Origin of the sequence: Stenotrophomonas sp. 2619 (assembly GCF_040548725.1) — a bacterium.
GTDB lineage: Bacteria > Pseudomonadota > Gammaproteobacteria > Xanthomonadales > Xanthomonadaceae > Stenotrophomonas > Stenotrophomonas maltophilia_AP.
This window is the reverse complement of record NZ_JBEPSF010000005.1, coordinates 59,319-79,031: the sequence shown is the minus strand read 5'-3', so window position 1 is coordinate 79,031 and position 19,713 is coordinate 59,319. Positions and strand designations below refer to the sequence as shown.

Below are 19,713 nucleotides of genomic sequence, written 5' to 3'. Positions count from 1 at the left end.
GAGTGGTGGCTATCGGGACACGGGTGTTTCCGTCGCGGGCCGCGGGGCTGTCGTCCATTCCCCACCCAAGGCCCGGTAGAGCGCTACGGTCGACCGGAACCTAGCGCCCTCCGCGCTGGTTAACGCCAGTTCGGCGGAGAACAGGCCACGTTCGGTGTCGAGCACTTCCAGATAGTCCGCATACCCGTTGTCGTAGCGCTCTCCAGCCAAGGCCAGCGCGCGACGAAGCACATGCACCCGGCGTTGCAGCACCTCGATCAGTTCGGTCCTTGCCCGCAGGGCGGCCAGTGCATCGGCTACGTCGCGGAAAGCCTGCTGAACGGTAAGCTGGTAGGCCAACCGCGCTTCCTCGTTGCGCGCGTCGGTTTCGCGATTGAACGCGGCGATGGCACCCCCGGCGAAGATCGGCCCTAGCAGCTGCCCCGTAAACGACCACGTTCGCGACGGGCCGCTGAATAGCGCGTCGAGCGCGGTGCTGGCATATCCCGCCTGGCCTGTCAGCGACACGGACGGGAAGTACAACGCGCGCGCCGCCCCTATCCGGGCGTTGGCCGCCACCAGCTGCTGTTCGGCCTGCAGGATGTCGGGGCGTCGGGCAAGCAACTGCGAAGGCAGACCGAGCGGAACCGGCACCTGCGTCCAGCTCCGAAGTGTCCCGCTTCGGTGAATAGGTGCCGGATTCTGTCCGATGAGCACGGAAAGTGCATTCTCCTGCTCGGCGATCGCGCTTTCGATCTCAGGGATGGCCGACGCCGCGGACTCGTACTCGGCCATCACCTGCAGCATCTCAAACTCGGACAGCGCGCCGCCATCGAGACGCATCTGGAACACCTCAACGTTCTTGGCTCGTCCGGCCAGGGTGGCACGCGTCACCTCGAGTCGGCGGTCCAGTTCAAGGAGGTTGATGTAGCCAGTGACCACTGAGCTGATCACGGCAAGCTTGACGGCCTCGCGGCCATAGTGGGATGACAACAGGTCAGCGCCGGCAGCCTCCCTGTCGCGGCGTAGGCGCCCCCAAGGATCCAGCTCCCAGCTCACCGCGAAGGCAGCAGCCAGCTCGCCGCGAGCCTCTGCACCAGGCGCACGTCGCCTGCCTGCTGTGGTGCCGTAGCTCACAACCGGCAGCCCGGACGCCCTGACCGCAGACGCCCGTGCGGCGTACTGCTCGACCCGCGCGGCGGCGATGCCAAGATCGCGGTTGGCGATCACCGCCTGGTCGACCAGGCTCCCCAGCTGCGGATCACCGAAACCGACCCACCACGCCCCTGGCTGGAACTCTTCCGGGAGACTTTCGGTGGCGGCAGGCGATTGCAGCCGGTAGCTGTCCGGCACATCGGTGTCCGGCCGCACATAGTCAGGGCCCAGCACACATCCGTTACAGAACAAGGCTGCCGCCAGCAGGACGACAGCGAGGTGCCCCGGACGGGCGCAGAATCTGTGGCTAGCCTCCCGGTGTCGCATAGGTTCCCCACCTGCGTCTGGCGAAGAGTCTCAACTGCTGACCTTTACCCCTTGGCGCGCGACGTCAGCGGTTCTGGACCGGACAATGGAACCTGGGGGTTCTTTGATAACGGTGAGCAGGGTCATAACCGGCCAACGTCAGACGCGCGGCCTACCGGACATGGCCCGCTCGAGCGGTCCCACCTGCCCTTTTCTATTCTTCGGTGCGATGTCCGGTCTCGGCCAGAAGCGGATGCTGTGATCCGCTTCCAAACCCGGTGCACGGCATGCAGCACACCCACTGCGTCAACCGTGGCTCCCTGATGGAGCCTCCAGGCGGTGCGCTTTTTCGCTGTGGGCAGCGTGGCTCACATCACGCCGTCAGCAAGGCGCGGCTCATCGTCCTGACCTGCCCTTGGACGTAGCATTCTTGTCCCCGTCGGACGGCGCGTCAGCTTCTTATTTCCCGGCGTGAGCATGCCCGCCGCTCGGGTCCGCGATCTGGATGACCTTCCCCTTCTGCCACGCGTCGGCTCCTGCATCGATTGGAGGCGCAGCGATGTCGATACGGCGCCTTCGCTTGTCTTCACTACTGACCCCGAGACGGGCATCACGGGCGGCGACCATGGCCGGGTCCGCCTGGCCATCCGCGGTGAACCCCATCATCAGCTGCGGCATGCCTCGCGGCAGGTCCTTGTCCAAGTCTGTGTGCCAGGTGTGCCAGGTCTTGCCATAGGTGTGGATGAGCTTCTCCATCAGCGCATGCTCGGCCACCTCGGGAATCCCTGGCGCGATGAGCTGACCCGATTTCACCTCCTGAACGTGGCTGTGCCAAAGCGCCTTTTCCTGCTCAGGAAGGCCTGCAAACAGCGTCTCACTGATGATGTACTCCACGCCCATCAACTTGGCATCTTTCACATTGCCGTCGTAGATCGTGCACTGGATGACATCCTCATTGAGGATGGCGCAGTAGTGATGGGCTTCCATCTGGGTCTTCATCTGGCCGTTGTAGAAATGGAACCCGTCCAGATAGGCGTTGATGGCGTCGACCGGCGGTCGGTCCTGCAGCACGGCTGCCCCGGCCTCGAGCGCTTTGGTCTTGGCGGATTCCTCGGCCCCGGGCGCCTGCACGCTGGACGCTGTGTTCCCGCCCCCGCACGCGGACAAGGCGAAGATGACAGCGGAACATACGACGGTTCGATGCATTGCGGCTCCTCCTGAACGTGCCACGCGAGAGGCACCTGGTCTCTTTCTAGTCCCCCCCACCGTCGGGCGCCCGTGAACATCCATTGCATGCCCCGTCACACGTCCACCCTGAATTGCGGCCTTTGGCGAAGCGCGAGGGCGGAATAGACGGCTGCCTGCGAACCGGTCACCAACGCCGAAACGACGACATCAACGCGATGCACATACCGCGCCAAAGACGAGATGGCATGCGTGTAGCAGGCCTTCACGGATCTGCGCACCACCCTAACGAGAGAGCGCCTAGCTTCAGCGCTCCACCCACCACCAACCCGGAGAATCCTCATGGCGATCAAGACCGCAGAAGACCTGTTCATTCACGAACTGTCGGACATTTACAGCGCGGAGAAGCAGATGGCCAAGGCGCTTCCCCGCCTTGCGCGCGCCGCCACCGACCCGGACCTGGCCGCCGCCTTCGAAACCCACCTGGAAGAAACCCAGGGCCAGATCGAACGCATCGACCAGGTGGTCGAGCTGCTGGGCATCCGGCTCAAGCGCATCAAGTGCGCGGCCATGGAGGGGTTGGTTGAAGAGGGCAAGGAAGCCATCGACAGCATCGAGGAAGGCCCCGTGCGCGATGCCGCGCTTATCGGCGGTGCCCAGAAGGTTGAACACTACGAAATCGCCTCCTACGGCACCATCGCTGCCCTCGCCAAGCAGCTGGGTTACAAGGACGCGCTGCCGCTCCTGCTGGAAACCCTGGAAGAAGAAAAGGCAACCGATGAGAAGCTGACGATCCTGGCCAAGTCCGGCGGCAACGCCAAGGCTGCGAAGGCGGCTTGAGGCCCATGCCGGTCAACAGGGACGAAGACGTTCTGCCGGCGGTCTCTTTTCCAGCGAGCTGAAGTGGCTACACAGGGGAGCGGCATGGACCGCCGCTCCTTCACCACCCTTCGCCAAGCGCAGGACCCGTGGCGAGGCGGGACACTCCGGTGCTTTCCAGCCCCGGGAACGACGATGGCCCGACATCGCGCCGGGCCATCATGATGCAAAGAGCCCTGGATATACGCGTCACACGCTGCCGCTCATCTCCATCTGGGCCTCATTTCGCCCGCTTGCGGCACGCGACGCTTGCAGGGAAGCCACCGGATGCACAGCATCGTCAGCGGCCAGATCGCCTTCGTGAGAACCAGCGCCTTTGTGTTCAAGGCTCTCCTGCACCGCTGCGAGCAATCGGCTGGCACAGCGGACGGCGCTCCCCAGGGCCGGGTCCAGCCCCACGAGGTAAACGAAGCAGCCGTCGAACTTCGCCGACGCGGTCTCCAAGCCCTCTGAATACGCCATCTCGCGCTTGAGCGCCTTGAACCAGCGCTTGGGTGGCTCGGCGGCCAGCTCGATCACGACGGCGGCTTCGCCGAAGCCCAGCGGCATCGCTTCGATCCTCAGCACCTGGGGGTTTGATGGGGTCTTTTGTCTGGCGGCCATTGCCCTTCTCCTCTGGAACAATGACGGAAAAGTATCCTCAGCAGGCGCCAAGAGCGCGTCAAAATTTGCTGACCGTCGGCGCGGTTTTCTCTTCATCGTCCTGCAGGCGCGCTGCGTAGGCACGCAGAAAAAGCGCGACGGTGACAACGCTTCTGTCAGGGCGCAGACGCCCCTGTCATCCGCGCCAGCGCATCCGCCCGGCAGACATCCAGAAGTTCGTCCGCCAGCGCCGAATCGTCCGGGCAGGACCGGGACAGCACCAACGCCCCAACAGCCTGCGCCATCAAGGCAATTCGCCGCGCGCGCGCCTGTTCGGCGGTGGCGGTATCGGCCTGCTCTTCCGGCGTGGAAGCAACCGCCAGCTGCGCCTCGATGCCTGCCGCAAAGGCCGCCTTGACCCCCGCCGGCTGACGCGCCGCGTCGGTGCACAGCGCTGCCATGGTGCAGCCCTGGCCTGGCGCGTCCCGGTGCTCGCGGGAAAGGTAGTAGCGCACGAAGCTCTCCCGGTCCGTGCCGGCCGCGGCCTCGGCCGATTTGGCCAGACCGCAGCTCGCCGCCTCGGCCATCAGGTCGGCCTTCGACCCGAAGTGCTTGTAGAAGCCGCCGTGGGTGAAGCCCGCAGCCGCCATCAGATCGGCCACGCCCACGCCTTCGTAGCCCCGCTCCCGGAACAGCGTGGAGGCGGTGTCGACGATGTGCGCCCGGTTGGCCTGCGCCTGTGCCTTGGTGACCTTCATGACCCGGTCTCTCTTCACGCTCTGCCTTGGTGAAGCGCACTTTACCACGATAGATGACCACCATCATCAAACCGTTGACATCTAAGATGACGGTCATCATCATTGCCGCACACCGCCAGCCACCGCCACCGCGGGGCGGGCCTTTCCCCCTCAACAATCACGACCCCGCACCCACCATGACCCCCTCCCCGCTCTTCCAGCCCTACCCCCTCGGCCCGTTGACCCTGGCCAACCGCATCGTGATGGCACCGCTGACGCGCAACCGCGCCGGTGCCGGCCTGGTGCCCAGTCCGCTTGCCGCTACCTATTACGCCCAGCGCGCCTCGGCCGGCCTGATCATCACCGAGGCCACCCAGATCTCGGCGCAGGCACAGGGCTACCAGGACACGCCCGGCCTCTACACCCAGGACCAGATCGACGGCTGGCGCGCGGTCACCGATGCCGTGCATGCCCGCGGCGGGCGCATCTTCGTGCAGCTGTGGCACGTGGGCCGCATCTCGCACGTGGATCTGCAGCCCGGCAATGCCGCGCCCGTCTCCGCCTCGGCCATCCGCGCGCAGACCAAAACCTTCGTCCACAACGGCTTTGTCGATGTGTCCGAACCGCGCGCATTGGAGATCGGCGAGCTGCCCGCCATCGTCAACGACTTCCGCCAGGCCGCCGCCAATGCCATCGCCGCCGGTTTTGACGGCGTGGAAATCCACGGCGCCAACGGCTACCTGCTCGAACAGTTCATCAAGGACGGCGCCAACCAGCGCACCGACGCCTACGGCGGCTCCATCGAGAACCGCGCGCGCCTGCTGCTGGAAGTCACCGCCGCCGTCGCCGAAGAGATCGGCGCGGACCGCACCGGTGTGCGCATTTCCCCGGTCTCGCCGGCCAATGCCATTGCCACGGTCAGCGACCCGCAGCCGCAGTACGACTACATCGTCGACCAGCTCAGCGCGCTGGGCATCGTCTACCTGCACGTGGTTGAAGGCGCAACCGGCGGCCCGCGTGACGTGGCGCCCTTCGATTTCGATGGGCTGCGCGCCCGCTTCAAGGGGACCTATCTGGCCAACAACGGCTACGACGTGGACCTGGCCAGCGCACGCCTCGTCGAGGGCAAGGCAGACCTCATCGCGTTTGGTCGCGCCTTCATCAGCAATCCCGACCTGGTGGAACGCCTGAAGACCGGCGCACCCCTGAACGCCTTGAACCCTGCCACGTTGTACGGCGGCGGCGCGGAAGGCTACACCGACTACCCCGCGTTGACCGATACGCCGCCGCCGTAACCCTCACACAGCTTCACGCCGCACGCCCTTTTCGCCCCCCCATTCCAAGAGACACACCATGAGCCTGCTTCCCACCGTCCTCATCACCGGCGCCTCCAGCGGCATCGGCACCGTCTACGCCGAACGCTTCGCCCGCCGCGGCCACGACCTGGTGCTGGTCGCGCGCGACACGGCGCGCCTGGAAACCCTGGCCGCCCGCCTGCGCCAGGACACCGGGGTCGCCGTAGACGTCCTGCCGGCCGACCTCACCCAGCGCGCCGATCTGGCCAACGTGGAAACCCGCCTGCGCGACGATACCCGCATCGGCATCCTGATCAACAACGCGGGCCTGGCCCAGTCCGGCGGCTTCACCGACCAGTCGGCCGACAGCATCGAACACCTGGTCACCCTCAACACCCTCGCCCTGACGCGCCTGGCCGCGGCCATCGCCCCGCGGCTGGCCAACGCCGGCGAAGGCGCAATCGTCAACATCGGCTCGGTGGTGGGCCTGGCCCCCGAGTTCGGCATGTCTGTCTACGGTGCGAGCAAGGCCTTCGTCCTGTTCCTGTCGCAGGGGCTCAGCCTGGAACTGTCGCCCAAGGGCGTCTACGTGCAGGCCGTGCTGCCCGCAGCCACCCGCACCGAGATCTGGGCGCGTGCCGGCATCGACATCAACACCTTGCCGGAAGTGATGGACGTCGGCGAGTTGGTCGATGCCGCCCTGGTCGGCTTCGATCGCCGCGAGACCGTGACCATTCCGCCGTTGCATGTGGCCGCACGCTGGGACACGCTGGAAGCATCGCGCCAGGGCCTGCTCTCGGACATCCGCCAGGCGCAGGCAGCGGAGCGCTATCGCCCATGAAAGCCTTCCTCATCGACCGGTATGGCAAGAACGAAACGGGGCACATCGATGACGTGCCAACGCCAGCGCTGCGCGACGGCGATGTGCTCATCCGCGTGCACGCGGCCAGCGTCAACGCGCTGGACCCCAAGATCCGGCGTGGCGAATTCAAGGTGATCCTGCCGTATCGCCTGCCGCTGATTCTGGGCAACGACCTGGCCGGTACGGTGGAGCGCGTGGGCGCCGGCGTTTCGCAGTTCAAACCGGGCGATGAGGTCTATGCACGTCCCGACGATGACCGCATCGGTGCGTTCGCCGAGTTCATCGCCGTCAACGCCGCCTCCGTGGCCCTCAAGCCCGCCAACCTGACCATGGTGGAAGCCGCCTCGCTGCCCCTGGTCGCCCTGACCGCGTGGCAGGCGCTGGTCGAAACCGCGCAGCTGAAGCCCGGGCAGAAGGTCTTCATCCAGGCGGGCTCCGGCGGCGTTGGCACCGTGGCGATCCAGCTGGCCAAACACCTTGGCGCGTTCGTGGCCACCACTACCAGCACGCCCAACGTGGGGTGGGTGAAGGCGCTGGGCGCGGATGTGGTCATCGACTACAGGCAGCAGGATTTCGCCACGGCACTGCGCGACTACGACGTGGTGCTCAACAGCCTGGGCAAAGAGGAACTGGAGCGCTCGCTGCAGATCCTCAAGCCGGGTGGCCACCTCATCTCCATCTCGGGCCCACCCACGCCCGCCTTCGCTGCCGCGCGCGGGCTGGCCTGGCCGCTGAAGCAGGTCATGCGCCTGCTCAGCCATGGCATCCGCAGCAAGGCCAGGAAGAAGGGGGTCACGTATACCTTCGTCTTCATGCGGGCCGATGGGGCGCAACTGAGCACCGTCACCTCGCTGGTCGAGTCCGGCGCACTCGCACCGGTCATTGACCGGGTGTTTCCGTTCCAGGACACCCAGGGCGCGCTGGCGTATGTGGAAAGCGGGCGGGCGAAGGGCAAAGTGGTGGTGGAACTGTAAGCAGGGGCGGGCTATCTCGTCGCCTTGCGCCGCACTTCCAGAAGCAACGCTTCCTGCGCCTTGCCAGACAGCTTGCCGAACTCATCAATGAGCTCGGCAAGCTGGTCCGTTTCCGCAAACAGATAGGCAACGGAAACGCCCAGGACACGCGCAATCTTCTGCGCTGTCTCGATGTCGCAATTGTGCACGGCCCGCTCGTACCGGTTGATGCGAACGCCCGCAACATCTTCTGGCAATCCCACAAGCACCCCCAACGCGCGTTGAGTCAGGCCCTGCTCAAGCCGGCACGCCTTGAGGCGGCTGGCGAACACAGAGCGGATGGACGTAGGTGTGCGGGTCATGCAAACAAGCATGACCCAGCACTACGCTGAACGTAAATTACGTTCGTCGTATCCCGCATGGCAAGGCTGGATACGTCAGATGCGCCCGCGCGGCGTTACTCAAGCACCCCACCCCCGGTGACTGCGGGCCCCGTGGCCATCACCCCATCCCGAACGGACTGGAATGCCACCCCTGCTGCCGCTGCACCATTGCTTCCAGGTCGCGGTCAGTGCCTGCCGCATCCGGCACCTCTCCGGCCCCCGCATGACGCGCCACATACTCCCGCATCAGCGCTTGCACCACCTGGGCGGCCGGACGGCGTTCGTGCGCCGCCGCTTGCTGGAAGCGCGCGCGTAACCCGGCGTCCATCGTGACCTGCATGAAGACACTCTCGCTCATGAGTTCCTCCTACTGCTGGATAGTGAAACAGGTTGAAATACGCACGGCACCGCCGTGCAGTGCCCGCCTGGCTGGCTGGCGGGACGGACCGATCAGCCGGCTGCGCGCTGCAGCTTCCTGGGGATCTTCTTGGGCACCACCGCCGGGCGCTCCACCACCGTGAGCGTGATGCAGCCAGGGCTGGTTTCAATCTTCAGGCGCGCGCCTACGTCGAAGCCGAGCTTGTCCAGCCAGCGGCCGCGCAGGCGGACGTAGGGAATGACCTCATCGCTGCCGTATTCCTCGCGGGTGGGATAGTGCTGCGCGCCCACTTTGCAGGTGGGGGCTGTGCGGGCGTACGGCTTGCGCTTGGGCGGGACGAATTCGGGCCGGGTCACCCAGGACCTGTGCATGTTGGACCTCCTGTAAGGATCGCCCTCGCCGGGATGGCGAGGGTGTCGGGAGGCTAGAAAACCGTACAAAGCCAAAAACGGCCGGGCGTATTTCCACGAGGGTGTTGTATTAGCCACCCTCCCGACGGAGGTCGTCCAACTGCGCTGGCTTTGTGCGGAGGTTCTAGGCTCCGGTGAACACAATGCGCGTTGATGTAGAAAATCGGAAATCGCTTGTCTCTGTTGATCGCAGAACTTCGGTTGACTTGCCCTAACGGAATACCAGGTAACAGGCAAGAAGAATGAGCGCGGTCACAGCACTTGAGAACGGCACGCGCGTCGCGCAGTCAGTCGAGCAGTGCACAGCGCCTTCATACACAATAACTGCTCGAGCCGTTGCTTACACTGCATGAACGTCAACAGTGTCCAAGAATTACGGAGTCCCCTGCTCCCCCTTGAATACTAGAAGCAGATTGATAAACGTGAGCACGCTTGTGAACATGTTCGTACTCTGCGCAATAATCATACATACTATGCGCTTCGGCTGACCGATGGTGGATACCGCGCTCTCCCCACATGAGCCACACTAGCGCCTTGCCGGACTTGGCCAAGTAACCGTCAAGAAGGTCACGGCGCAAATAGCTGAGAGAGCCACTTAGCTGCGACCCATACTCGCCGATTTCCCGATACATGGACGCCACGCCAGAAGAGTCATACAAATCCCACGCATTCTCGTTGTATCTTAGACTCAGAGCCTCACAGAGCGATGCAGAGGGCAGGCTTGCACCACTAGCCTGGTTCACCACACTGTGATAACCCTCCCAATTGTACTTCTGCACTGGAATTTCCACCTCGACGCCACTCTTTGACCACCGATCAACGGTCACCCTATGCTCGGCGCGGTCGCGCGGCGATTCATCAGCGATATACAGCCCCGGAATAGAAGAGAAAGGCATCTCACCGGCATAGGTGTAATAGTGACTTGGCTCGTCCGGAATGGCGCTATTACCTGGGTATTCGAGACCATTAAATAGGGTACACAAGCGCTCGACTTCTTCGCTGTCCACGAGAACACCTCGGAGGAAGGTAAAGACTTGCCGGTCATCTGTGGAAGCACTCTGCTCGAGGAACCCGTCGAGTAAGATCCACGGCCCTTCCACGCCGTCTATCTCTGACATTTCGAGTATGCCGCGATAGTCAGGCTGCGGACCTCGCACCACCCAGTCACCAGTGGTCGTAGGCTGACCACTAAACAATTCTGGGAGCGCAAGGTCAATTCTCACCGCCTCGCGCGGGAACGTGGGGTCGATATCCACATCTGAGGGGCGAGCGCCACGCTCTGCATCAAGGAGTCCCTGCGCGTGTCGCACGCCCCACATCTCGAAGTAAGCGATCCAACCGTACTTCTTTCCGTATCTGTCGATCTTGTGCTTGTCGTCTCCCATACGAGCGCCCGCGTCCATCCTCCGGTCGACAGATTCAAAGTGAACAGGGTCATAGCCAAGCACCAGCATCCTCGAAATGATCGCTGGCAACACCCGCTGATACTCTTGGTTCGTGTAGTCGTAGTTTGACCGATCCGGAATAAGCCTGCCCATAGTGTAGTTACCAAAGTCCATTCTGATCGCCCCGCGTCTCGCACGTTCGATAACCTCCAATTCGAACTGCGGCATGTTCTCAAATGGACTTACCAAATGTCCAAACGGCGGAACAAGATGAGCCCTCTCATTCTCGGACAAACAATTCGGATCAACCATTCTTGCGACCGCAATGATCCCCAAACAGTACTGTTGATACAGGGCATGCCAGGTAGGATGAATCGCGCCAGGCGCAAACATAGATTGATAAATCTCACGGGCTAGGCGAGTCAACGCCTCACGCATACCCACAGCACTTTCATCCGACCAAGTGGACAGCACCGCGCCATAGGCCGCGGCAAACATTCGCTCGGGAACGTACGGGTCTGAGACGGTAACCGCCTCCATTGCTAGCCTGAAGAAATCGCAGGGTCTCTTGGTGGCAAACTCGTACAAAGCCTGAGTGGCTCGATCTCGCAAGCTCCTTGACGTTGACGTAAGGGTCCACATCACCCAACGCGCCCGACGGACCTCTCGCTCATCTATGCCACTCGACTTCCACCGGGTGGACAGGATTATAAAATCGCTTTCAATTTCTACAGATCTTTCGCGAATCCACTCGGACCAGAAGAGATCGCGCTGCGCGTTTGGCATAGTCAGGAGCACCCCGTGCAAGAAATCCATGTCAAATGGATGCGCTCGCGCCGCCCTAGTACTCTGGAGTCTCTTGAAGGCAATCTGTGCGAACTTTTTTGACTCGTGCATCGCGCGCCCAAAACGCTCAACCGTTTCCCGCCCAATCCGCCTAGGATCCGATTGCGCCGTCAACAATAGAGCATTCATCGCAAGTTTCTCGTCGGAAAATTCTTGCCAAAGCTGACGCCCGCCAATTCTCTGAGGATAGAGGCCAACCAGAGCTTGAAAGACATCATAGGCGAAGGTATGCGACCCAGGCTCACCGAATCGAAACTTAGCGCGAGCTTCGTCTGTTTGAAGCCATTGAATTAAGGACGGCTGGGAAAGCAGATGGCGTGCCATTAAATGCCCAGCCATTAGGTCGTAAGAAAAAGCGACACCCTGACCACCTTCTTCATAGGTCGTTCGAATAAGCACGCCCTCCGACTCTAGCGCGCGCACAACGCTTGCATCCCAGCCACCAACGTCGCGCGCTGCCGTGCGCGCATCTCGGAAAGCCACGCTCCTTGCGTTGCCATCCCAGAGGAGAGCAGCGATCGCGAGTAATGCATCTATCACCTCATGCTGATAGACGCGATTTGTTGCCGGTGACAGCTCAACGACTCGCTCAGCAACCCTATTAAAGTGTTCCTCGAACAAGCTCGCAAGCGAACTAGGCAACGCCTCCACCCCGACAGTGTGCTGACGACGGGAGTTCGCCACCTCACAGAAGATCCTCAGCGTCAATGGGTGTTGCAAAAATTCGATTGGAAGTTCCGCGTCGGTAGCGTCAATCCTGTAGTACTCAAAGTACTTGTCGATGGCTGCCAGCGGGTTCTCCTGGAATCCGTTGTGTTCCAGTTGAGGAACTTCATCCGGCAGACACATCTGCGCAAACTCATTGCGAAGAGTGACAATCAGCAGGACGTAAGGAAAGTCTTTGAGAAGTTCATCTGCTCGGGAGAGCTCATCTCGCCAATCTCGTGGGTCCTCAGCCTCATTCAGACCGTCAATGACGATAGGAATGCGCTTGCCTGCGCGCTGACCCGCCGCATCCACGGCTTCAATCAACCGGTCGAAGCTCTCTGCCGGTCGGCCCGCAATTTTGAAAGCGGACACAAGATCATCAAGCCCCTGGCCTGCATGAAGGTTTTTTCCAAGCAGCAGAACACCACCAGGAAATTCGTCGTTTGCTTGCGTTACATTGAGAGCAAGCTCTGACTTTCCCTCACCGGCAGCTGCCAGAATAGCGATGGTACGGGAAGTAATTGACCGCTCTAGACTGCGCAGTGCAGCCGAACCCGCATGAATGTCCGCAACCAAGTTAGCGGCTAGGGGCGCCCCGCCTGAACGCGCCCCACGTAGCTTCGAAAGTAGCCTGTCATAGCGCACTGGCTGCGATGGATTTGACGCAAGCTTTTGTTGAACAGCGTCGAAGTCCCCTTTGCCGATCGCCTCGCTCAGGGCATCGAGCAGATCAGCCAATGCGGTGGCTCGGGTCAAGAGCAATTCGACATCAGCCTTGATTTGTTCACTCAGGTGCGTCGTGAGGGCAGCAATGTCAGTGCAATTGCCTCTTAGATCTATTGATATAACACTCAGTGACTGCCACGCACTACGTTCCCCCAGACGCCTGAGCACCTCTCTCTCCGCCCCAACAACGACATGAACGTCTGGCTGGTATCGCCTCCTGAACGGAGCCGCAGCGAGCCTATACTGCTCATAAAGTAGCGCAGGCGTTAGAACGAGTTCGCCAAAGTACGTCTCTCGAAGCAATGCTCCCGATCCAGCCAAAAGGTCTTCGACATCGGCCGCAGTTAAGAGCTCCAATTTCAATTCCGGAAAGCGGTCTTTTTCTAGTGCAAAGAACCACTTTTGGTCTTCCTTCGTCAGGGTGTGATGAGTCCAGAGCTTCCAATCGGTCACCCCAGGAACATGCTTTCGCGTCTTCTCAATACCCTCGATGATCACTTTTCGACGCGCGGCACCCAGATCCTGACCGTTTGCCAGCTCATACCATTTGCATTGCCAGCCAATCCAACGTGGCGGCGCGCCTAGATCACAAGAATCCGTCAGCTGGAGGTGAAACTCCACGCCGGGCTGATTTGCGAGCTGTTTGAAAGTACCGAAACGCCCGTAGTGGCGTCGGACCAGTGAACGACATAGCCGTTCGAAGTTCTCATCCGCGGCTCCGGGCAGTGCCCTGAATACACCCCAGTTCGCTTCAGGCATGATTATTCCTCCTGGTGGCCGGCGCCATCGAATTCAGGCGGATAGTCGTGCGCCGAGAACACTTCAACCTTGGCGCCAGCCTCGATAAAAAGCTTCAAAAACGCGGACACCTCAGCCTCGTCAGTTGTGACAGTAATTTGATCATCTTCACGCTGAAGGGAATGATCGGAAACAAACTGACCGAGATCAGAAGGCGCCAAGGTATTTATTTTAAGGCTTCGCAACAACAGGAGCATCTCATCTGAGAATCTGTGATCCTCTGGTTGACCGAAAGGGATGGAATGGCTGTCATCCTTCGACGCTTGGGAACGAAGTCGACCAATGTCCTTCTCGACCTTATCTGCGTCTTGCGCTCGCTTGAACTTCCCGATAAGAACCAGATTCATCGAGTGCTCAGACCCGTATCCATTCCAAATCTTCATGATCGCTTCTCTCGTTTGATCTCAAAAGTGCTTCTGAGTTGCTTGAGCGCCGACAGAACGCCGGCACCGCCAATCTTCGCGCCTGCAGCTGAGTAGGAAGTCGCGCGAAGCATGCCCGACGCATCTATGTGCGCGTAAGCCTGAAGTCCTCGTTCGTCGGGGAGCGGGTCACACGTAGGCAATCCAGACGCCCCTGCCTCACTGACGGCGAGGCGAACTTTGCCTCTATAGTTGGAGACCCAATCTTGAAGTGCTCGGCCAACCATTTCATTCATGGCCTCGCCCCCCTTTGTTGCCTGCTGGGGAAGCAAGAGAAATTCGCTCGCTCCAACCCTCTGCGCGAGCTCGCTGATCGCGTCAAGCTCTGCAACCGTACGCTCATTTACTACTACGTTTATCCCGAATGGTGACAATATTGAAATCGAGTCCAAGCCTCTGAGTAATTCATCGAACCGTCTCCCGCGCTGCGCCTCATAAGTGCTGCCTATACCGTCAACGCTAATGCGTGCGAAGTGGACTGACCCTTTGAGCTGCTCGACCATCTTGGATGTAAGGCGATGACCGTGAGTAGTAAACGTAACTGCAAGCTGAGTCTCTTCTGACACCTTTTTGCATATGCCAACGAAATCAGGGTGCAACGTTGGCTCACCGCCGCCAAATCCGATCCCGTGGCACCCCTCAGCATCTAGTTCCTTCAACCAGCCGAGCACCTGATCAGCCTGTAGGGATGCCTTGTGTTTCGGTGCATAGCAGTAAGCACATTGAAGGTCGCAAACATTTGTTAGCGCAATCGACACTTGTCGCGGGGACACTGACCAAGCCGCCTCTTCCGGGCGCAACTCATCCAACAGGACATTCAGCCCTGTGAGCCGATCAAAAATATGCACCCCGTTTGGGCCGCTTCTAGACTTCATGAGGCTTTGTCACCTAAGGCAGCTCTTCCTTGAGCGGCCAGTTTAGCGCACTGATAGTATCGATCCAGCCGTACGTGTACTTGCGCCACCGATGCCTAGGATATGTTGAGATTTTAATCGTAGGAAGCTTTCCGAAGTGCTAGGGAGGCTCAGAACTGCGCTCTGCCATAGTCCGCGTTGAGTGCGGCTGGTGCGCCCCTAGGGACCCGCGCCATGAGAGGAGTTGCACCGGGCAATGCTGGCTACGCACCACAAATGTTGGCCTAGCAGGGAGAGCGGTTGATCTGAAGCTCACCGGGTGTCACACCGAGCGGCCCACACTCAACCGCCTTCATGCTGTATTACGGGTAATTCCCCCCCCCTGATGACCAGCCCGTTGCTACGCCCCCTCTACCCTGGGCGCGGCCCTGATCTTGGCCTGCATTTCCGCCCATGCCGCCCCGGCCTCCTGCACTGGCATGCTTCAGCTAGACGCAGTGTAGGTGCCCGGCCGCACCCAGACCCTCTACCGGGTGGACGACGCCACCGTGAGAACGCTTACTGACACGCCGCTGGCGCTGGTGCCGCAGTCCATCCAGTTGGTGCCGCGTGAGCTGATCGAAGACCAGGCGGCCCGCCAGATCACCGACCTGTATCGCAGCATCAGCGGCATCAGTTTCTTCAGGTACACCGGCGTGACCCTGTGCGGCTTCTGCCAGGAGAACGTGCTGTGTGACGGCCTGCGCGGCGACTCCTATGCCGGCTTTTCGGTGCCGCAGCTGTTCAACATAGAGCGCGTGGAAGTCCTGAAGGGACCGGCCGGCGCCCTGTACGGCGGCGGCGATGCCGGGGGCGTCATAAACTACGTGAAGCGCAAGCTGAAAGCCACGCCCCAGCGCCGCATCGAACTTGAGGCCGGCAACAACGATTTCCGGGCTGAATCGATCGAGGCCACCGGGCCGATGAGCGCCGCTGGCAACGTGCGCTGCCGCGCCGGGCTGTATGGCGACACCGAACAGGGCGTGCGCTGGAACTCGGACAGCGAAAGCGTGATCGGTGATGCATCGCTCGCCTTCCACGTGGGCGACACGGGCCAGTTGACCCGCAGTTCACCGACATCACCCAGAACCTGGGCGCCAACCGCCCGCGTGGCGGGCCGGTGGACGACAACGGCAGTTTTCTGACCAACCTTCGCTGGAACCACAACGAAGTCAGCGACTTTCTCGACATGCGCGCCAAGGTTGCGCTGGCGCATTACCGTTTTTCGCCGAGCATCAATTTGCACGTGGATGTGGGTGCACGCTGGTTCGAGAACAACGAGTATCAGATCTGCCACGAGCGGAGGGCGCAGCGTGCTGCCCCGCCATTCTTTACCCATCGCGCCCCAAGTGCTGCACCACGTAGCACCCAAGACGGATGACGGCTAGATATGAAGCGCCGGGCCTACCGACAACATGGGCGAACTCACCCTGACACCCAACGCAATGAGCAGGCTGGCCAGCAGCATCACCGCCGCGGCAACCGTGAGCACAGCAACAATGCCCCCAAACCCAAACACCAGGCCACCCAAAGCGGCCCCCGCGGCAATGGAAGACTGCACAGCAGCGACCACCATCCCGCCGGCACTCTCGGCCTGATCCGGCACCGCACGCGCAACCCAGCTCGACCAGGCAACCGGCACACCACCGAAGGCCAGGCCCCAGAGCGCGACCAGGATCGATAGCCCGCCCACGCCCACCGGTAACAGGAGCATGCCCAGCGCGGCTGCGCCCACCAACGCAGGCATGGTCACCAGCGTGACTTTCAAACTGCGCTCCATGAGCCAGCCGGCCAGCAGGGTGCCAACGAAGTTCGCCACACCGAATCCGAGCAGAATCAGCGCCAGGCCATCCGCGCTCATCTGCCCCAGGCTCTCCAACGTCGGGCGGATGTACGTAAAGAGCGAGTACTGACCGGTGTGCGCCAGAACGCAGCCCAGCATTCCCACCGCAACGCCTGGCCGGCGCAGGAGCCCCACCACCGACTCGGGCACTGCCGCCTTTCGCGGGGCCATGCGGGGCAGCGTGAACCACTGGAACGCAAACGTGAGTCCACCTACCGCCGTCGCCGCCCAGAACGCACTGCGCCAGCCCAGCAGCCCGCCGAGGTAGCTCCCCAACGGAACGGACACCACCGTGCCGACCGCAATGCCGCTGAAGATGATGGAGAGCGCGCGAGGCACGCGCTGTGGCGGCACCAACCGCATGGCCACGGCCGCTGCCATGCTCCAGAAGCCGCCCAGCGCGACGCCCAGAAGCACGCGCATCACCAGCAGCACGCCCATGCTGGACGACAGCGCCACCAAGGCGTTGGAGAGCATCATCAAGCCGGTGAAACTCAGCAGCACCAGCCGCCTGTCTATCGAACGGGTCAGCCGCGGCACCAGCAGGCCAGCGAACAGGGCCACAACCGCAGTGACGGTCACCGCTTGCCCGGCCAGCGCCTCCGACACCCCCAGGTCCGCCGCCATCGGCGTCAACAGGCTGGCAGGCAGATACTCGGCCGTGAGCAACCCGAACACACCCATGGCCAGCGAAAACACCGCCACCCATGCCGATGAAGAAGGCTCCCCGCTACTCCAGGCCACAGAATCCGGTGCGCCTGCGGCATCAACTACGTCATTACTCATCAAAGATCCCAGTGCAATCGTGCAGCCGAGAGTCTAGGGAGCCATGTCAGGATGATCTATGATTGTCCATCCTGCATTTTTGATCGAAACCCCGGATCGTCTCAATGAGCTACGCCCCACCCCAGCCCACCGATCTGATCAGCGAGCTGCTGACCGGCATGCGGCTGCATGGCGTTCAATACCGGCGCATTCAGACCGGGCCGACCTTTGGGCTTGGGTTTCCCCCGAAGCCAGGGCATGCCTACTTCCATTACCTAGCCGTGGGCACGGCGATTCTTCGCGGCGCAGACGGCAGCCAGCACCTGCTCTCCGCCGGGGATGTCGTGCTTCTTCCCCGCGGAGACGAACACGCGTTGCTGTCGGGCGACGACCATCCCGTCCAGTGCCTGGAAACGATAGACGCCGCCCCGCTGGGTGACGCGGTGAGCGGCATAGACACCTGCCCAAGCACACACGCCGTGCCAAGCGCCGTGCTCTTCCACGGCTGCATGGTGTTCGATCTGGGCGGCATGCAAGGGTTGAGCAAGGTGATGCCGGCGGTGATGGTGTGCGATGGCAACGCCACGCAGTTCCCCGGGCTGTTGCCGATGGTCGACGCGATGAAGCGCGAGGTGTGCTCCGGCCGTATCGGCTATGCAGGCATACTCGCCCGGCTGGCAGATGCAGTGGCCGCCATGATTGTTCGTGACTGGGTCGAGCGCGGTTGCGACGGCGCATCCGGCCTGGTCATGGCCCTGCGCGACCCACGTCTATCGCTGTCGTTGCTTGCGTTACATAAAGACCCTGGGCGTGACTGGACCGTCGACGCGCTGGCGGCAGAATCCAACATCTCACGCTCTGTCTTTGCAGACCGGTTCCAGACCGTCATTGGAACCGCGCCCCTACGGTACGTGACCGAGCTGCGCATGCAGTTGGCCAGCCAATGGTTGACCCACCAAAGCCTGTCCATCGAGGTAGTGGCGGAGCGCCTGGGCTACGCGTCGCAGGCCGCGTTCAGTCGTGCCTTCAAGCGCGTCATGGGGCACTCGCCTGGCGCGACCCGGCGCGGGCGCGCCCTGGCCTCGCCATAGGGGGTCCGTTTTTTTGGGGTCAGTTGCTTAAGCCGCCTGAGCGTCGTCAACGGGCTGCAGTCGGTTGGCGATCGCATCGAAGCGCGCCGCCTCTGTTCGAAGGCGATCGGCGGTAGTGCGTCGACTCGCCCTCGCCCGCCAGTCGCCACCGCGTTGCAGGTCCAGTGCGTCGGCCTGCTGCCACAACGCGGCCGCCCGTGCGCGCGCCCAGCGCGCCTTTCCGATGTCTGCTTTCGTCATGGGCGTAGAGTGAATGCGGGGCGTCGCAGGGAGCGATACGGAGGCAACGCCGGCTGACTGTGATCCTGTCACCGGATCGGGAACGGTGTGCGATGCCCAGCAAGACCCATCAGAAGTGATCGACCCGCTATTTGGTATCGTGGGCGCCAGCTCTGCACTCAACGCGACCCCCATGCCCCGCCAGCCCTCGAACACCCCCTCCGCATCACCACTGGACGTCCCTGCCAGCGCGATCCTGCCGGGAACAGCAACTGAAAAGGCACTTCTCCGTGCAGCGACCAAGGAAGCCTACAAGCGCGTAGGCCTGCTGCTGGACGCTTACTTCGAGGATTTCAGCCCAGCGCAGCAGCGCAGGATCCGCGAAGCGGTCGGCGCGAGCGCTCGCCCGAAGGCGCCTAAACAGGCCAAGGCCCCTAAGGTTCCCAAGGTCCCCAAGGCTCAAAAGGAAGCCCTGGCACCCCGATTCTGGCTCCCCTTCAGTGGTGAAACGTGGTCTGGACGTGGACGCCCACCCGCAGCGTTCCTCGCCTGGGAAGGAACCGTCGCCCATACCGAATGGAAGAAGCACCACCCCGGCGAGCGATTCCCCGCCTACCCGGCCTGAGTGCGGCGGCAAAATCGCAGGCGTTCTCCAACGCCAGCGCCTTCGTCCCGACCACCCCTTCAAGCAGGAGCTGGACATGACCCCGCTCGACAAAGCGATCCGTAGAGAACTGCAGGTCGGCGACGATACGTACACACTGACGATCGACCCGAGCGGGCTCAAGCTCGTGCTGAAGGGGCGGAGAAAGGGAGTGGAACTGCAGTGGACCGAGTTGGTCAATGGCGACGCCGCGTTGGCTGCGGCGCTCCAGGCATCCATTGCGGCCAAGTGAATCCAGGCTGGCGATC

At 62.1% G+C, this 19,713-nt stretch carries 19 protein-coding genes and 1 pseudogene; 8 read left to right on the top strand and 12 right to left on the bottom strand.

Going from position 1 to position 19,713, the window contains the following annotated elements; translation table 11 throughout:
• Positions 1-9: 9 nt before the first annotated feature.
• Entirely contained in the window at positions 10-1,386 is a 1,377-nt protein-coding gene (locus ABIA71_RS06790) for an efflux transporter outer membrane subunit (protein WP_354284174.1), read from the bottom strand.
• A 513-nt stretch (positions 1,387-1,899) separates the two neighbouring features.
• A complete protein-coding gene (locus ABIA71_RS06785) occupies positions 1,900-2,646 on the bottom strand; it encodes an OBAP family protein (protein WP_354284172.1) in 747 nt (248 codons plus the stop codon).
• A 321-nt stretch (positions 2,647-2,967) separates the two neighbouring features.
• Here ABIA71_RS06785 and ABIA71_RS06780 point away from each other — a divergent pair, with 321 nt between their 5' ends.
• Positions 2,968-3,465, top strand: a complete 498-nt coding sequence (locus ABIA71_RS06780; protein WP_038687788.1) for a YciE/YciF ferroxidase family protein — start codon at positions 2,968-2,970, stop codon at positions 3,463-3,465.
• 228 nt (positions 3,466-3,693) lie between these two features.
• On the opposite strand, the gene ABIA71_RS06775 is transcribed toward ABIA71_RS06780, so the two are convergent.
• Both ABIA71_RS06775 and ABIA71_RS06770 read right to left on the bottom strand, forming a co-directional pair.
• Positions 3,694-4,107, bottom strand: coding sequence for a hypothetical protein (locus ABIA71_RS06775; protein WP_354284170.1), 414 nt, complete (start codon positions 4,105-4,107; stop codon positions 3,694-3,696).
• A 155-nt stretch (positions 4,108-4,262) separates the two neighbouring features.
• The gene (locus tag ABIA71_RS06770) at positions 4,263-4,844 is read right to left on the bottom strand and encodes a TetR family transcriptional regulator (protein ID WP_354284168.1); all 582 of its coding nucleotides are present in this window, start codon (positions 4,842-4,844) and stop codon (positions 4,263-4,265) included.
• Between the two features lie 176 nt (positions 4,845-5,020).
• Between ABIA71_RS06770 and ABIA71_RS06765 the strand changes: the two genes are divergently transcribed.
• The 3 genes from ABIA71_RS06765 to ABIA71_RS06755 are packed head-to-tail and all read left to right on the top strand — an operon-like array spanning position 5,021 to position 7,954.
• Complete coding sequence (locus ABIA71_RS06765; RefSeq protein ID WP_354284166.1) at positions 5,021-6,118, top strand: alkene reductase; 1,098 nt, start codon at positions 5,021-5,023, stop codon at positions 6,116-6,118.
• Positions 6,119-6,176: 58 nt separating this feature from the next.
• The gene (locus ABIA71_RS06760; protein ID WP_354284164.1) at positions 6,177-6,959 is read left to right on the top strand and encodes an SDR family NAD(P)-dependent oxidoreductase; all 783 of its coding nucleotides are present in this window, start codon (positions 6,177-6,179) and stop codon (positions 6,957-6,959) included.
• Positions 6,956-7,954 carry an NADP-dependent oxidoreductase gene (locus tag ABIA71_RS06755; protein WP_354284162.1) on the top strand — a complete coding sequence of 333 codons (999 nt, stop codon included), beginning with the start codon at positions 6,956-6,958 and terminating at the stop codon, positions 7,952-7,954. The genes ABIA71_RS06760 and ABIA71_RS06755 overlap by 4 nt, the downstream gene beginning before the upstream one ends.
• 11 nt (positions 7,955-7,965) lie before the next feature.
• Here ABIA71_RS06755 and ABIA71_RS06750 read toward each other — a convergent pair whose 3' ends face one another.
• The 6 genes from ABIA71_RS06750 to ABIA71_RS06725 form a co-directional block, all read right to left on the bottom strand.
• Entirely contained in the window at positions 7,966-8,295 is a 330-nt protein-coding gene (locus tag ABIA71_RS06750; RefSeq protein ID WP_354284160.1) for a helix-turn-helix domain-containing protein, read from the bottom strand.
• A gap of 139 nt (positions 8,296-8,434) precedes the next feature.
• Complete coding sequence (locus tag ABIA71_RS06745) at positions 8,435-8,674, bottom strand: antitoxin of toxin-antitoxin stability system (protein WP_354284158.1); 240 nt, start codon at positions 8,672-8,674, stop codon at positions 8,435-8,437.
• Between the two features lie 92 nt (positions 8,675-8,766).
• Positions 8,767-9,066 (bottom strand): SymE family type I addiction module toxin, encoded by a 300-nt coding sequence (locus ABIA71_RS06740; RefSeq protein WP_354284156.1) that lies wholly within the window; start codon positions 9,064-9,066, stop codon positions 8,767-8,769.
• A 395-nt stretch (positions 9,067-9,461) separates the two neighbouring features.
• A complete protein-coding gene (locus ABIA71_RS06735) occupies positions 9,462-13,529 on the bottom strand; it encodes an NACHT domain-containing protein (protein ID WP_354284154.1) in 4,068 nt (1,355 codons plus the stop codon).
• A gap of 2 nt (positions 13,530-13,531) precedes the next feature.
• Positions 13,532-13,951: a DUF6375 family protein gene (locus tag ABIA71_RS06730; RefSeq protein WP_354284153.1), complete on the bottom strand. Its 420-nt coding sequence runs from the start codon at positions 13,949-13,951 to the stop codon at positions 13,532-13,534.
• Positions 13,948-14,865 (bottom strand): radical SAM protein, encoded by a 918-nt coding sequence (locus ABIA71_RS06725; RefSeq protein ID WP_354284151.1) that lies wholly within the window; start codon positions 14,863-14,865, stop codon positions 13,948-13,950. The genes ABIA71_RS06730 and ABIA71_RS06725 overlap by 4 nt, the downstream gene beginning before the upstream one ends.
• Before the next feature lie 482 nt (positions 14,866-15,347).
• Between ABIA71_RS06725 and ABIA71_RS06720 the strand changes: the two are divergent.
• Positions 15,348-16,183: pseudogene (locus tag ABIA71_RS06720) on the top strand (TonB-dependent siderophore receptor); the annotation flags it as partial.
• Positions 16,184-16,267: 84 nt separating this feature from the next.
• On the opposite strand, the gene ABIA71_RS06715 reads toward ABIA71_RS06720, so the two are convergent.
• Positions 16,268-17,512, bottom strand: coding sequence for an MFS transporter (locus ABIA71_RS06715; RefSeq protein ID WP_354284149.1), 1,245 nt, complete (start codon positions 17,510-17,512; stop codon positions 16,268-16,270).
• A 104-nt stretch (positions 17,513-17,616) separates the two neighbouring features.
• On the opposite strand from ABIA71_RS06715, the gene ABIA71_RS06710 reads away from it, so the two are divergent.
• Complete coding sequence (locus tag ABIA71_RS06710; protein WP_354284147.1) at positions 17,617-18,582, top strand: AraC family transcriptional regulator; 966 nt, start codon at positions 17,617-17,619, stop codon at positions 18,580-18,582.
• A 27-nt stretch (positions 18,583-18,609) separates the two neighbouring features.
• Here the strand turns inward: ABIA71_RS06710 and ABIA71_RS06705 are convergent, their stop codons facing one another.
• Positions 18,610-18,822 carry a hypothetical protein gene (locus tag ABIA71_RS06705; RefSeq protein WP_354284145.1) on the bottom strand — a complete coding sequence of 71 codons (213 nt, stop codon included), beginning with the start codon at positions 18,820-18,822 and terminating at the stop codon, positions 18,610-18,612.
• Positions 18,823-18,907: 85 nt separating this feature from the next.
• Between ABIA71_RS06705 and ABIA71_RS06700 the strand changes: the two genes are divergently transcribed.
• Together ABIA71_RS06700 and ABIA71_RS06695 are read left to right on the top strand one after the other, a co-directional pair.
• Positions 18,908-19,426 (top strand): H-NS family nucleoid-associated regulatory protein, encoded by a 519-nt coding sequence (locus ABIA71_RS06700; protein ID WP_354284143.1) that lies wholly within the window; start codon positions 18,908-18,910, stop codon positions 19,424-19,426.
• 76 nt (positions 19,427-19,502) lie between these two features.
• The gene (locus tag ABIA71_RS06695; protein ID WP_128097850.1) at positions 19,503-19,697 is read left to right on the top strand and encodes a hypothetical protein; all 195 of its coding nucleotides are present in this window, start codon (positions 19,503-19,505) and stop codon (positions 19,695-19,697) included.
• The last annotated feature ends 16 nt before the right edge of the window (positions 19,698-19,713 follow it).

What these genes read in the sequence shown, in the direction of transcription:
- ABIA71_RS06755 (WP_354284162.1), top strand. Translation starts at nt 6,956, where the DNA reads ATGAAAGCCTTCCTCATCGACCGGTATGGCAAGAACGAAACGGGGCAC.
- ABIA71_RS06785 (WP_354284172.1), bottom strand. Translation starts at nt 2,646, where the DNA reads ATGCATCGAACCGTCGTATGTTCCGCTGTCATCTTCGCCTTGTCCGCG.
- ABIA71_RS06740 (WP_354284156.1), bottom strand. Translation starts at nt 9,066, where the DNA reads ATGCACAGGTCCTGGGTGACCCGGCCCGAATTCGTCCCGCCCAAGCGC.
- ABIA71_RS06745 (WP_354284158.1), bottom strand. Translation starts at nt 8,674, where the DNA reads ATGAGCGAGAGTGTCTTCATGCAGGTCACGATGGACGCCGGGTTACGC.
- ABIA71_RS06735 (WP_354284154.1), bottom strand. Translation starts at nt 13,529, where the DNA reads ATGCCTGAAGCGAACTGGGGTGTATTCAGGGCACTGCCCGGAGCCGCG.
- ABIA71_RS06710 (WP_354284147.1), top strand. Translation starts at nt 17,617, where the DNA reads ATGAGCTACGCCCCACCCCAGCCCACCGATCTGATCAGCGAGCTGCTG.
- ABIA71_RS06705 (WP_354284145.1), bottom strand. Translation starts at nt 18,822, where the DNA reads ATGACGAAAGCAGACATCGGAAAGGCGCGCTGGGCGCGCGCACGGGCG.
- ABIA71_RS06780 (WP_038687788.1), top strand. Translation starts at nt 2,968, where the DNA reads ATGGCGATCAAGACCGCAGAAGACCTGTTCATTCACGAACTGTCGGAC.
- ABIA71_RS06715 (WP_354284149.1), bottom strand. Translation starts at nt 17,512, where the DNA reads ATGAGTAATGACGTAGTTGATGCCGCAGGCGCACCGGATTCTGTGGCC.
- ABIA71_RS06750 (WP_354284160.1), bottom strand. Translation starts at nt 8,295, where the DNA reads ATGACCCGCACACCTACGTCCATCCGCTCTGTGTTCGCCAGCCGCCTC.
- ABIA71_RS06770 (WP_354284168.1), bottom strand. Translation starts at nt 4,844, where the DNA reads ATGAAGGTCACCAAGGCACAGGCGCAGGCCAACCGGGCGCACATCGTC.
- ABIA71_RS06775 (WP_354284170.1), bottom strand. Translation starts at nt 4,107, where the DNA reads ATGGCCGCCAGACAAAAGACCCCATCAAACCCCCAGGTGCTGAGGATC.
- ABIA71_RS06730 (WP_354284153.1), bottom strand. Translation starts at nt 13,951, where the DNA reads ATGAAGATTTGGAATGGATACGGGTCTGAGCACTCGATGAATCTGGTT.
- ABIA71_RS06760 (WP_354284164.1), top strand. Translation starts at nt 6,177, where the DNA reads ATGAGCCTGCTTCCCACCGTCCTCATCACCGGCGCCTCCAGCGGCATC.
- ABIA71_RS06695 (WP_128097850.1), top strand. Translation starts at nt 19,503, where the DNA reads ATGACCCCGCTCGACAAAGCGATCCGTAGAGAACTGCAGGTCGGCGAC.
- ABIA71_RS06725 (WP_354284151.1), bottom strand. Translation starts at nt 14,865, where the DNA reads ATGAAGTCTAGAAGCGGCCCAAACGGGGTGCATATTTTTGATCGGCTC.
- ABIA71_RS06765 (WP_354284166.1), top strand. Translation starts at nt 5,021, where the DNA reads ATGACCCCCTCCCCGCTCTTCCAGCCCTACCCCCTCGGCCCGTTGACC.